Raw genomic sequence first — 12,673 nt, 5'->3', positions numbered from 1 at the left:
TGTGCAGGCGGATGTCGATAAAGCGACAGGAATGTCGCTTCCCCAAAACTTTCTTTAACTTTGCGGTTTTCTTCGCGTTTGAGAAGTTTTTGTCCGCGGGAGCGCGCGGGGGCGCGTTCACTCCGAGAGGGCGATGAGGGATTCGAGCGAGGGGAAGTGGCGCGCCCAGTCGGACATGTCGGGAATGCCGCCGACGAGCGAGTCGAAAATTTCGCGCTTGCGGCGCTTGAGCTGCTCGATGCGCTCTTCGATCGTTCCCGCGGAGACCATGCGGTACACGAAGACGCGCTTCTGCTGGCCGATGCGGTGCACGCGGTCGATCGCCTGTTCCTCGACGGCGGGGTTCCACCACGGGTCGAGCAGGAAGACGTATTCCGCGCTGTGCAGCGTGAGTCCCGTGCCGCCGGCGCGCAGGCTGACGAGAAAAATCGCCGAGCCGCTTGCCGTCTGAAACGCGCGCACGGGCGTTTCGCGGTCGGGCGTTTTGCCCGTGAGCGTGAACAGCGGCATTTCCGGAAAGCGTTCCCGCAGCGCGCCGCGGACGCGTTCGAGGAACATCACGAACTGGCTGAAGATCACGATTTTTCCGCCGTTGTCCGCGATTTCCTGGACGCGGTCGAGCAGCGCCGAAATCTTGCCCGAATCGGCGTAGGGCGAATCGGCTCCGCCCGGCAGCAGTCCCGGATCGCACGCCGCCTGGCGCAGACGCATCAGCAGCGTCAGCAGGTGCGTCGGGCTTCCGCGCAGCGCGTCGGCGGCGGAAACGCCTCCGCCGCCGGCGTTCCCGGCGCGGAATTCGTCCAGCCCCGCGCGCACGAGCGCTTCGTAGCGTTCCCGCTGGCGTTCGAGCATCGGACAGAAAAGCACGTTCTGCGTCTTTTCCGGCAGTTCTTCGGCGACTTCGCGCTTGGTGCGGCGCAGGATGAACGGCGCAATCTGCGTGCGCAGCTTTTCCAGATTTTCTTCGCGCGAATCGGAATCCGGCGCGAGCGCGTTTTCGAGCTCCGCGCGTCTGCCGAGCAGGCCGGGCATCAGAAAGCGGAAGAGCGTCCAGAGATCCAGATGGCGGTTTTCGATCGGCGTTCCCGTCAGCGCCAGCCGGTGTTCGGCGTTGATGGAGAGGCAGGCGCGCGCGATCTGCGTCTGCGGGTTCTTGATGAACTGCGCCTCGTCGAGCACGGCGTAGGCGAATTTCCTCCGCGCGATCTTCGCCGCGTTGCGGCGCAGCATGCCGTAGCTCGCGAGGCAGATGCGCGCGCGTTCCCGCGGGGCGGGTGACGTCTTCTTTTCCGCGCCGAGCACGGAGACCGTGAACTGCGGGTAGAATTTGCGGATTTCGTTGCGCCAGACGGGAACGACCGACGCCGGGCAGGCGATGAGCGCCGTCGCGTTTTTGCGCGTGTCGAGCGCGAGCGCGCCGAGCACCTGCACCGTCTTGCCGAGCCCCATTTCGTCGGCGACGAGCGGGTGCGCGCCGCGGTCGAACATCTGCCGGATCCACGCGACGCCGCGCGCCTGATACGGGCGGAGAAATTCCGGAAGGCCTGCCGGCGGCTTCGGTTCTTCGAGAAATTTTCTGCGCCACGCGAGCAGCTTCGCGTCGGGCGAAAGACGGAACGCGTCGGCGCTGCGGAAGAGCGAAAGCAGCGTGTAGATCGGAATGCCGTGCGAGGCGACGTCGGGCCAGTCGCCGATGAATTTTCGCGCGCGTCCGCGGATGCGCACGACGCCGCGCCCGGGCAGAAAAACGGATTCGTCCGCGTGGCGCATGACGACGCCCGCCTCTTCCGGCGAGAGGCGGCGGCCGTCGAGCTCGAAATTCCACTGCAGCGAAAAGGCGTCGGCGGAATCCGCGCTCAGCTTCGCCTCGGCGTCGAGCTCGCGCGGTTCGGCGCGGAAAGCGTCCGCGAACTCGGGATTGTCCGTGACGAAGCGTTCGCGCCACTTGTCGAAATGCGCGTTGACGAAGGCGGAAATCTGCGCGTGCCCGTGAATCGCGTAACGCGCGCGCGCGGAGTCGTAGGAGAAATAGGCGCGGCGGGCGAAGGTCGCGAGGCGCAGCAGCTGTTCGCGGTCGGCTTTGGAAAGGCGCGTCGCGGGAAGCGCCTTTTCGCCGAGCGCGGGAACGCGCGCGCCCGTCGCGGGATCGATCCAGGTGGTTTCGAAGGAAAGGCTCGTCGCGCCGACGAAGAAGCGCAGCGCGAGCGCCCGCGCGGGAACGTCTTCGACCGCGGCGGCGGCCTGGGCGGCGTCCGTCTCGGCGGGAACGGCGGCGGGTTTCGGCGCCGCGGATTCGGCGGGAACGCCGGGAAATTCCTCCGCGACGAATTCCTCGATGAAGTACATGGCGGCGACGGCGAAGGGCGCCGCGGTCTCGCGGCGTTCCAGCGACGTGCGCCAATGCAGAAAGCCGCGTTCGTCCGTCGAAAAGAAGACGTGCACGTCGCCGTCGGCTTCCGTGCGGAACTGGACGGAAGCCGACGAATCCTCCAGAAAAATCTCCACGGGGTGCGGAATTTCGCGGTAGAGGGCTCTGCCGCTCTCGATGAATCCGTTGACGAGAAAGCCTTCCCAGCGCGCGTTCGGCTCCGTCGCGAGGCGTTCGCCCCAGCGCGCGAGGGCGCTGAGCGAATAGCTTTTCTTCGTCGGAGGCACGTAAAACATGAATAAAGCGGATAATTGGACAATCTTCCCGCGCGCCCGACAAGCTTTTATTCGCGCGGGAACGCATGAAGGCACGACGCGCCGCGAGGCCGTGAAGCTTCGGAACTTCACGGCCTCGCGGTTTCGTCGCCTCGCGCGAAAGCGTCCGCGCCGGCGAGAACGCCGCTTCTTTCCCGCGGCGCGGCGTTCAGCGTTCGCCGCGCTTGGCGGAGGTCCTGTGCAGGTAGTACTGCGCGAAGACCTGAATCGCGAACGAGAGCGAAAGCAGAATCAGCCCGAGCGCGAAAAGCACGCTCTGCTGCAGCCCCTGCGCTTCCGCGAAGTTGTTGGCGAGCGTCGCCGCGATCGTCGTTCCCGCGTCGAAGACGCCGTTCGGGATCTCCATCAGGTTGCCGATGACGAAGAGCACCGCCATCGTTTCGCCGAGCGCGCGCCCGAGGCCCACGAACACGCCGCCGAGCAGCCCGCGTATGCCGTATTTCATCACGATGTCCTTCGCCGTCTCCCAGCGCGTGCAGCCGACGCCGAACGCGGATTCGCGCAGCATCGGCGGCGTCATCTTGAAGACGTCGCGCATGATCGCGCAGATGTAGGGCAGAATCATCAGCGCGAGAATCAGCCCCGCCGTCAGAAAGCCGTAGCCGCTCGAATCCGTGCCGAGAAAGCGCCCGACGGCGGGAAGCTCGCCCGCGCCGAGCGTTTCCGTGAAGAAGGGTTTGACGTGGTTCTGCATCAGCGGCACGAGCACGAAGAAGCCCCACATGCCGTAGATGACGCTCGGGATCGCCGCGAGCAGGTCGATCGCCTGGCCGAGCACCCTGCCGACCGCGGGATGCGCCTCCGTCAGGTAAAGCGCGGAGACGAACGAGAGCGGCAGCGCGACGACGAGCGCGATCGCCGTCGTGAGCAGCGTTCCCGCCAGCGAGGGCAGGGCGCCGTAGCGGTCCGCGACCGGATCCCATTCGCTCGACCAGAGAAAGCCGAGGCCGAATTCCCGCCACGCGTCCGCCGAACTCGCGGAGAGCTGAAAGAAGAACGCGACCGCGAGCACGCCCATGAGCCCCGCGCACGCGAGCGTTCCCGCCTTGAAGAAATCATCCGTCTTGATCATGTCCGCACGATTTTACGCGCGCGCGTTCGGTTCGCGTTCGGGAATCGTTAGAATTGCGTTAGGATTTTCGGGGCGGCGCGGCTTCGCGTTTCCGTCGCATTTTCCCGCAAAAAAAACGCGTTCCCGCGGCGAGGCGGGAACGCGTTTTTCGCGCGCGCTGCGGGAGCGCGCTCACTTGATCGTCGCGCGCGTGTTCTTCAGGTTCGCGGCGGACGCCTGAAGCGCGGACATTTCCTTCGGCCAGAGCTCGATTTCGAGGTGACGGATCACGCCCGCGCGGCCGACGACCGTCGGCACGCTGATGCAGACGCCGCGGATGCCGTAAGGCCCGTCCACGAGCGAAGAGACCGGCAGGATGCACTTGCGGTCGAGCGCGATCGCGTCCACGACGGCGCGCACCGAGGTGCCGACCGCCCAGCCCGCGCCGCCCTTGCGGGAGATGACTTCGGCGCCGGATTTTTTCGTGCGCTCGAAAATCTGATTCTGCCAGCTGGGCGTGACGTTCTTGAACTTCGCGAGCGGCAGGCCGGCGATCGTCGCGGACGACCACACGGGAAGCATCGAATCGCCGTGTTCGCCGAGAATCAGCGCGTCCACCTGCGTCGGCGCGACGCCGAGCGAATCGGCGATGAGCGCGCGGAAACGCGACGTGTCGAGCACCGTGCCGAGCCCGAGCACCTGCTGCGCGGGAAGGCCGAGAAATTCGACGGCGAGCTGCGTGAGGATGTCCACCGGATTGGAGACGACGAGCACGATCGCGTCGCGCTTCAGACCGGCGTTCTTGATTTCGCCGAGAATGTTGCGGAAGAGGGAGACGTTGCGGTTGATGAGGTCGAGGCGGGATTCGTCCGGCTTGCGGCGCAGACCCGCGGTGATGACGATGCAGTCCATGTCCGCGCAGTCGGCGTACGTTCCCGCGCGGATGATCTGGTCGCCGCAGAGCGGCGCGCCGTGGAGGAGGTCGAGGGCTTCGCCTTCCGCCATGGCCTGGTTGACGTCGAGACAGACGATTTCGCTGACGACGCCGGAGCATTGGAGCGCGAAGGCGGCGTTGGATCCCACGCGTCCGCCCGCGCCGATGATAGCAACTTTCATCATGATGTTTTTACGTTTTTAAGGGTTGAAGATAAAATGGATTTCACGCCGCGCCGTCGTCCTTGGCGAACTGCCGGAAGCTCGGCCCGGAAACGTCCTGGTCGCCCGCTTCGAAGAAGCCGTGCAGCTGGCGGAGGCGGACCGGGTGGCGCATCTTGCGGAGCGCCTTCGCCTCAATCTGGCGGATGCGTTCGCGCGTGACCTTGAAGAGCTTGCCGACTTCCTCGAGCGTGCGGGAATAGCCGTCCTTGAGACCGAAGCGGTACGTGAGGACTTCGCGTTCCCGCTCGGTCAGCGACTGGAGCACTTCGATGATCTTTTCGCGGAGCAGGGCGGTCGCGGCGATGTCGTAGGGATTTTCCGCCGCCTTGTCCTCGATGAAGTCGCCGAAGCTCGTGTCGTCGCCGTCGCCGACGGGGCTCTGCAGCGAAATCGGCTGCTGCGCCATCTTCATGATCTGCTGGACGCGGTCCACCTGCATCTGCATTTCGTTGGCGACTTCCTCCGGCGTCGGCTCGTGGCCGAGTTCCTGGAAGAGCTGCTTCTGCACCTGCATGACCTTGTTGAGCGTCTCGATCATGTGCACGGGAATGCGGATCGTGCGCGCCTGGTCGGCGATGGAGCGCGTGATCGCCTGGCGGATCCACCACGTCGCGTAGGTCGAGAACTTGTAGCCGCGGCGGTATTCGAATTTTTCGACCGCCTTCATCAGCCCCATGTTGCCTTCCTGAATGAGGTCGAGGAACGAGAGCCCGCGGTTCGTGTATTTCTTCGCGATGGAGATGACGAGGCGCAGATTCGCCTCGACCATGTTCGTCTTCGCGCGGTGCGCCTGCTGCAGACAGGCGCGGACTTCCTTGTAGATCTCGAGGAGCTCTTCGCCGCCGATGCGGTACTGCTTTTCGAGCGCTTCGAGCTTGGTCTTGATCTCCTTCGGGTCGAGCTTGCGCGCGTGGCGGTCCTTGCGCTCGATCAAGTGAAGCTGGTAAACGTATTCGCGGAAGGTGTCGATGACGGGCTTGAAGGACGTGAGCCATTCCTCGAGCACCTTCATCTTGAAGCAGAACTTGCGCAGCAGCGGGCGGATGTCCTTCTGCAGCTTGATGAAGCGCGCGTAGCCGCGGCGGCGCGTCTCTTCGTTCGGGCCGCCGATGTATTCCATCCACGCCTTGTCGAGCTTCGTCGAAATCGCCTCGACGGCGGCGATGGATTTGGGCAGCTGCTTGTAGTAGGCGTCGCGGGACTCGACCTTCTTGTCGAGCACGACGCGGTCGAAACGTTCAACGCGCGCGTTGAGGCGGCGGGCGACTTCGAGCTGCGGCGGGAGCGTGACCCAGATCGAGCAGAGCGCGTCCTGCGCGCGCGACTCGGCTTCCTCGATGCTCTTGGAGATCGAGATCTCCTCGTCGCGGTTGAGCAGCGGCACCTGTCCCATCTGGCGCAGATACATGCGCACGGGGTCGTCGAGAATGTCCACCTGCACGGAGCGGAGCGCCTCTTCCTCTTCGGAGGAAAGCTTCGTCTTGTAGGCGGCGACGTCTTCGGCTTCGAGAATCTTGATGTCGAGATTCGCGAGCAGGTCGAGAATCTTTTCGAAGGCTTCCGGCGAAGTCGCTGTCGCGGGAATCGTGTTGTTGATGTCCTCGATCGTCACGTAGCCCTGCTGGTTGGACAGCGCCCGCAGATCGTGCATGCGCGCGTTGATTTCGTTCTGGTCGAGCACGGCGGCGACGTTGGAATCGAAGTGCGTCTTTTCGGAAATTTCCTTGATCTTCTTCGCGTCCTCGCGCTGCTTTTTCTGCTGCTTGGCGATTTCCGCGGACGTGAGCACGGAAGAGCGGTCGGGCGCGTATTTCACCTCGTGCGCCGGTTCCTTGCGCTCGGGCGCGGGAGCGGGCGCCTCGGACTTTTTCGGCGGGAGCGGCTTCGCGGGCGCGGCGGCCTTGGGAGCGGGCTTCTTTTCGGGAAGCTTCTTCGCGACGGCTTTTTTCGCGGGAGCCTTCGGCGCGGGCGTCTTCGCGGGAACGCTCTTCTTCGCGGCGGGCTTTTTCGGAGCCGGCTTCGCGGGAACGGCTTTCTTCGCCGCCGGCTTGACGGGCGCGGCGGGCTTCTTCGCGGGAGCCTTGGTCTTCGGCGCGGGCTTCTTGGCGGGAACGCTCTTTTTCGCGGCGGGCTTCGCGACGGCTTTTTTCGCGGGAACCGCTTTCGCGGCAGACTTCGCGGGAGCCTTCTTCTTCGCCGCCGATTTCGCGGGCGCGGACGGCTTTTTCGCGGAAGCTTTCTTCGCCGGAGCGGATTTCGCCGCCGGACGGGCGGGAACCGGTTTCTTTGCCTTTTTCTTGTCTGCCATAAATCTTTTGTTCGATGGATTACTTTTTATAAAGTTTCAGCGTTTTGCGCAACTCCATGCCGCGGCGGAACAGCTCCGCGAGGCGGGGATCCGAAGCCGGGAGCGCGGCGATTTCCGCGTCGATCTTGCGCTGTTCGCGCGCGCAGTAGCGTTCGCAGAGCCGCGCCACGCATTCGCGCGCGGTCTCCTCGGGGTGTTCCGAGACGCGGGTGCGCATCGTGATTTTCGCGACGTAGGAGCGTTCTTCGTCGGTCTCGAGCAGATGCGGCGGCGGCTCTCCGACGCCGTTCCAGCCGCCTTCGGAAAATTCCGCGATGAGCCGGTTGAGAATGCGCCCGGCGAGCGTGTCCGATTCGATCCATTCGGGAGGAACGTCGTTCGCGAGCTGGGGAAGAAACGCATCATATTGCAAAACAAAAATCAAAACATCCTCGTCCAAGGTAGTCAAGGGTGCATTCGGCGCCGCGGTCCCGCGCGGAGGCGCTCCCGCGGGAACGCCCTCGCGCTCGAGACGCGCGCGGTCGCGCCGCCGCAGAAATGCCTGGAAGTCCCGCTCCAGCTCCACGCGCTGCAGCCCGGCGCGCGGCGCCAGCGCCCGCAGGCATTCCGAGCGGAAGACGAGCGAACCCGCCGCCGCAAGAATCGCGTAGATCGCGTGCAGGGCCTCCTGCTTCTGCACGGGAGAAAGCGGCGCGTTCCCGCCGAAATGTCTCTCCGCGATGAAGTCGATCGCCGTGCGTTTGCGGGCGAAGATTTCGCGGACGCCCTCCGCGCCGCGCTTCGCCAGAAATTCGTCCGGATCCTTGCCGCCGGGAACGCTGAGAAAATGCAGGTCCAGCCCCGCTTCGAACGCGAGCGGCGCGAGGCGCTCCGCCGCCTTCTGCCCGGCGGCGTCCGCGTCGAGCAGGCAGTCGAGCTCGTTCCCGTAGCGCGCGAGCAGCTGCATCTGCTGCGCGGTGATGCCCGTGCCCTGTCCGGCGACGACGGTGCGGATGCCGTTTTCCCAGCAGCGGATCGCGTCGAGCTGCCCTTCGACGAGCACGAACGGCGTCGCGCGCGGGTCCGCGCCGGCGTCCTTCCTCGCGCGGTCGGTGAAGACTTCCTTCGCCTTGTCGATGTTGAAGAGCGTCGCGCCTTTTTTGAAGATTTCCGATTCCGAGGAATTCTTGTACTTCGCTTCCTCCCATTTGTTTTCGGGCGTGACGCCGGGAATCTTCCGCGCCGTGAACGCGATGACGCGCCCCTGCACGTCGCGGATCGGGATGATCAGCCGCGCCTCGAACTGCACGCGGCGGGAACGCGGGTCGAAGCTCCTGTCGCTCCCGCCGAACATGCCCGACGCCGCGATCGCGCGCTCCGAAAAACGCCGCTTCAGCAGCATGCCGACGAGCTCGCGCGAGCCGCTTTCCGGCAGAAAACCGATGCCGAACTCGTCCGCCGTCGTCGCGTCGAAGCCGCGGTCGCGCGTCCAGTATTCGCGGACTTTCGCGGCTTCGGGCGCGCGAAATTTTTCGCGGAAGAACGCCGCCGCGGATTCGTGAAGGTCGAAGAGCTCGCCGCGCATCGAGCGCTCGGCGTTCCCGCGCGTCTCGTATTCGACGGGAATGCCGAAGCGCTGCGCGACGCGCTCCACCGCCTCCGGGAACGTCAGGCTCTCGCGCGTCATCATGAACTTGAAGACGTCGCCGCCTTGCCCCGTGCTGAAGCAGTAGTAGAACCCGCGGTCGGGATCGACGAAGAACGAAGGCGTCTTTTCCGTCGTGAACGGGCTCAGCCCCTTCCATTTCGAGCCCGCGCGCGTGAGGTTCGTGTAGTCGCCTATCAGCGCGACGATGTCGGCGCGGGAACGGATCTCTTCGACGGATTTTTTGCTGATGAGCGGCATTGCACGAAATGCGCGAGAGCATACGCGCGCCTTCCCCGCGAATCAAGCGCGGAACGCCCGCGCGAAGCGCGGCGGGATCCGCGATCACCTTGAGTCCGCTCCGCGCGCTTGCCAGAGGGGGAGCAAAGTGTCAAAATGAACAACTTATGACTCAAGACCAGACGAACACCTCAGCGGCGCCGGAGGAGGCGAACGTTCCCGAAGCGGAAATCGACACCTCCGTTTTCGCCTTGGACAGAATCCCGCCCGAACAGCGCGAAGCCTATTGGCGCAAATACATTTACCGCGCGGACAAGGAACCGCAGCTCACCGTGCGCGGCGCGGTCTTCGGCGGCTGCATCGGCGTGCTCGCGTGCGCGTCGAGCATGTACACGTCGCTGAAGATCGGCTGGGGCTTCGGCATCGCGCTCGTCGCGGTCATTCTTTCCTTCGTCGTGTTCAACGCGATGCGCTCGCTTTCGGGCGGACGCATCAAGCAGATGGGCGTGCTCGAGAACGCGGCGACGTCGTCGGTCGCCTCCGTCATCGGCATGACGACGACGCACACGGTCGTCTCCGCGTTCGGCGCGCTGATGCTGCTGCAGGGCGTTCCCGCGCCGTGGTACAAGATGGTGCCGACGATCTTCTTCGGCGCGATTCTCGGCACGTGCATCGCGATTCCGCTGAAGAAGGCGCTGATCAATCAGGAGCGCCTGCGCTTCCCGAGCTCCATCGCCTCGGCGGAAACGCTGAAGTCGCTCTACGCGACGAGCGGGAGCAAGGTCACGCGCAACAAGGTCGCGACGCTGCTCACGGCGCTCGGCTTCGCGGCGGTGCTCGGGCTCGTGAAGCAGCTGCCGACGCTCGCCAACGCGTTCGCGGAAACGGGCAAGGCGAAGCTCGCCGAATTCTGCTCGGCGCTCGCCGTCGTTCCCGACGCGATCGGGCTGCCGGATTTTCTCAACCCGCTTAAGATCTGGGGGCTTCAGGGCGCGACGGTCGTTTCCGACAAGGCGATCACGCCCGAGCTCGCGCAGGCGGGCGTTCCCGCCGTCGGCGGAAAAATCGCGGCCGCCGTTCCCGAGAGCGCCGACGGCACGCTGCCGGGCATTTCCGTCGATCCCTCCGTGCTGCTCATCGGCGCGGGCATGCTCTGCGGTCTGCGCGTTTCGCTGACGATGTTCTTCACGGCGATCGCGCTCGACTGGTTCCTCGCGCCGTGGCTCATTTCGCAGGACATTCTGCACGTCGGCTCGGACATTTTCCGCAACATCGAAGTCTCCGTGGACGAGCAGGGCAACTTCGCCGGCTTCCGCGTCGTTTACTGGTCGCTGTGGTGCGGCACGTCGATCATGGTCATGGCGAGCTTCACCGCGCTCGCGTTCCAGTGGCGCACGATCGGGCGCGCGTTCTCCGGCATCTTCCCGAAAAAGGGGGCGGCGGCGACGTCCGAGGCCGACGACGTCAACGCCGACGTCGAAATCCCGATGAAGTGGTTCGTCATCGGCATCGTTCCCGCGGCGATCGGGCTGATCTGCACGCTGCACTTCGCGTTCAACGCGGCGTGGTATCTGGGCGTGCTCGCGATCTTCCTCGCGGGCGCGTTCGGCCTCATCTGCGCGCGCTCCTGCGGCGAGGCGGACACGAATCCGATCGGCGCGATGGGCAAAATTTCCCAGCTCATCTATTCCGTCGTGCCCGGCGCGCGCGGGAACGTGAGCACGAACCTCATCACCGGCGGCGTCACGGCGGCGGCGGGCGGCGCCTCCGGCGACCTCATGTCCGACATGAAGCTCGGCAATCTGCTCGGGCTGAAGCCGCGCATCCAGTTCTTCACGCAGCTGCTCGCGATCTGCATCGGCACGGCGATCGTCGTTCCCGTGTGGCGCCTGCTCGTGCCCGACGTGGACGCGCTCGAAAAATACCCGGCGCCGCCCGCGCGCATGTGGAAGGCCGTCGCGGAATTTCTGAACGATCCGCTGATTTCGCTCCCGACGACGGTTTACTGGGCGATGGCGATCGGCGGGCTCGTCGGCGTCGCGATTCCGGTCTGCGAACGCCTGTTCCCGAAGGCGCGCGCGTACATGCCCTCCGCGATCGGCATGGGCATCGTGCTGACGCTCCCGGCGGCGTTCAACAACGCGGCGTCGTTCGCGATCGGCGCGATCTTCGTCTGGCTCTGGAACAAGTTCCACAAGAAGACGGAAGAGGAATACTCGGTCGCGCTGGCGTCGGGTCTCGTCGGCGGCGAATCGATCGCCTGCGCGCTCGCGGCGATGGCGGCGACGGCGATCCTGACCGTCGGCTGAGGCGCCTCCGCCCCCCGTTTCCCGAAACGCGCCCCCGCCCCGCGGGAGCGCGTTTTTTTTTGTACGCGCGGACGCAATCAAAGATTTGTAAAAAAACGAAATCTGTGATTTCCTTTGCACAACAAAAGCAATGAGCAAGAAAATCTGGCTTTCTCTCGCCCACATGGGCGGGCGCGAACAGGACTTCATCGCCGAAGCCTTCGCGACGAATTGGGTCGTGCCGCTCGGACCGAACGTGGACGCGTTCGAGGGCGCGCTCGCGGCGTATCTCGGCGGGGAGCGGCACGTCGTCGCGCTCAGCGCGGGAACGGCGGCAATTCACCTCGGGCTGATTCAGCTCGGCGTCGGCGCGGGCGACGAGGTCGTCTGCCAGAGCTTCACGTTCGCGGCGAGCGCGAATCCCGTCGTGTACTGCGGCGGCGTTCCCGTGTTCGTCGATTCCGAGGCGGACACCTGGAACATGGATCCCGCGCTGCTGGAAAAGGCGCTGCTCGACCGCCGCGAAAAGACGGGGTGTTTCCCGAAGGCGATCATTCCCGTGCATCTTTACGGCATGCCCGCGAAGATGGACGAAATCTGCGCCGTCGCCGAAAAATACGGCGTTCCCGTGCTTGAGGACGCCGCCGAGGCGCTCGGCTCGGAATACCGCGGCCGCAGATGCGGAACGTTCGGCGAGTTCGCTTCGCTTTCCTTCAACGGCAACAAGATCATCACGACTTCCGGCGGCGGCGCGCTCGTCTGCCGCACGGCGGAGGAGGCGGCGCGCGCGAAGTTTTACGCGACGCAGGCGCGCGAGAACCGCCCGTATTACCATCACGAAAAAATCGGCTACAACTACCGCATGAGCAACATCTGCGCGGGCATCGGCCGCGGGCAGATGGAAGTGCTCCCGGCGCACGTCGCGCGGCGGCGCGAGATTCACGCGCTCTACGCGCGGCTGCTCGCGGACGTGCCGGGCGTCGCGGTCAAGGAAGCCCCGGGCGCGGACTTCGCATCGAACTTCTGGCTGACCTGCGTGCTCGTCGATCCCGAAAAATTCGGCATGGACTGCGACGCGCTCCGGCTCGCGCTCGCGGCGGCCGACGTCGAGTCGCGCCTGCTGTGGAAGCCGATGCACCTGCAGCCCGTTTACGCGAAAAATCCGTTCTACGGCAGCGGCGTCTCGGAAAAAATCTTCGCCCGCGGGCTCTGCCTGCCTTCGGGTTCGTCGCTCACCGACGACGACGTCGCCCGCGTCGTCGAAACGATCAGGGCGGCGAAAAAATAACCTCGGAGCAGCG

Annotated in this window: 7 protein-coding genes; 2 read left to right on the top strand and 5 right to left on the bottom strand. The window is 65.1% G+C overall.

Translation table 11 applies throughout. The features are described from left to right. Positions 1-117 precede the first annotated feature (117 nt). The 5 genes from ACQREB_RS02430 to dnaG all read right to left on the bottom strand — a co-directional run bounded on the left by ACQREB_RS02430 (position 118) and on the right by dnaG (position 9,105). Positions 118-2,664, bottom strand: a complete 2,547-nt coding sequence (locus tag ACQREB_RS02430; protein WP_427764871.1) for a DEAD/DEAH box helicase — start codon at positions 2,662-2,664, stop codon at positions 118-120. A gap of 187 nt (positions 2,665-2,851) precedes the next feature. Further along, positions 2,852-3,775 (bottom strand): phosphate ABC transporter permease subunit PstC, encoded by a 924-nt coding sequence (gene pstC, locus ACQREB_RS02425; RefSeq protein ID WP_427764869.1) that lies wholly within the window; start codon positions 3,773-3,775, stop codon positions 2,852-2,854. A gap of 171 nt (positions 3,776-3,946) precedes the next feature. Further along, complete coding sequence (locus tag ACQREB_RS02420; RefSeq protein WP_427765538.1) at positions 3,947-4,870, bottom strand: L-lactate dehydrogenase; 924 nt, start codon at positions 4,868-4,870, stop codon at positions 3,947-3,949. 43 nt (positions 4,871-4,913) lie between these two features. Continuing rightward, positions 4,914-7,220, bottom strand: coding sequence for an RNA polymerase sigma factor RpoD (rpoD, locus tag ACQREB_RS02415; RefSeq protein ID WP_427764867.1), 2,307 nt, complete (start codon positions 7,218-7,220; stop codon positions 4,914-4,916). Positions 7,221-7,239: 19 nt separating this feature from the next. Beyond that, positions 7,240-9,105, bottom strand: coding sequence for a DNA primase (dnaG, locus tag ACQREB_RS02410; protein WP_427764864.1), 1,866 nt, complete (start codon positions 9,103-9,105; stop codon positions 7,240-7,242). A 146-nt stretch (positions 9,106-9,251) separates the two neighbouring features. Between dnaG and ACQREB_RS02405 the strand changes: the two genes are divergently transcribed. Together ACQREB_RS02405 and ACQREB_RS02400 are read left to right on the top strand one after the other, a co-directional pair. Continuing rightward, on the top strand, positions 9,252-11,393 hold the full coding sequence (locus ACQREB_RS02405; RefSeq protein WP_427764862.1) for an OPT/YSL family transporter: 2,142 nt from the start codon (positions 9,252-9,254) through the stop codon (positions 11,391-11,393). Between the two features lie 130 nt (positions 11,394-11,523). Continuing rightward, on the top strand, positions 11,524-12,660 hold the full coding sequence (locus ACQREB_RS02400; RefSeq protein WP_427764860.1) for a DegT/DnrJ/EryC1/StrS family aminotransferase: 1,137 nt from the start codon (positions 11,524-11,526) through the stop codon (positions 12,658-12,660). Positions 12,661-12,673: the final 13 nt, after the last annotated feature.

This window comes from Candidatus Spyradosoma sp. SGI.093 (assembly GCF_050314555.1).
Taxonomy (GTDB): domain Bacteria; phylum Verrucomicrobiota; class Verrucomicrobiia; order Opitutales; family UBA953; genus Spyradosoma.
The sequence above is the reverse complement of the archived record's forward strand: the minus strand, read 5'-3'. Positions and strand labels throughout refer to the sequence as shown.

Excerpts from the sequence above, each read along its gene's own strand:
- ACQREB_RS02430 (WP_427764871.1), bottom strand. The coding sequence starts at position 2,664 with ATGTTTTACGTGCCTCCGACGAAGAAAAGCTATTCGCTCAGCGCCCTC.
- pstC (WP_427764869.1), bottom strand. The coding sequence starts at position 3,775 with ATGATCAAGACGGATGATTTCTTCAAGGCGGGAACGCTCGCGTGCGCG.
- ACQREB_RS02420 (WP_427765538.1), bottom strand. The coding sequence starts at position 4,870 with ATGAAAGTTGCTATCATCGGCGCGGGCGGACGCGTGGGATCCAACGCC.
- rpoD (WP_427764867.1), bottom strand. The coding sequence starts at position 7,220 with ATGGCAGACAAGAAAAAGGCAAAGAAACCGGTTCCCGCCCGTCCGGCG.
- dnaG (WP_427764864.1), bottom strand. The coding sequence starts at position 9,105 with ATGCCGCTCATCAGCAAAAAATCCGTCGAAGAGATCCGTTCCCGCGCC.
- ACQREB_RS02405 (WP_427764862.1), top strand. The coding sequence starts at position 9,252 with ATGACTCAAGACCAGACGAACACCTCAGCGGCGCCGGAGGAGGCGAAC.
- ACQREB_RS02400 (WP_427764860.1), top strand. The coding sequence starts at position 11,524 with ATGAGCAAGAAAATCTGGCTTTCTCTCGCCCACATGGGCGGGCGCGAA.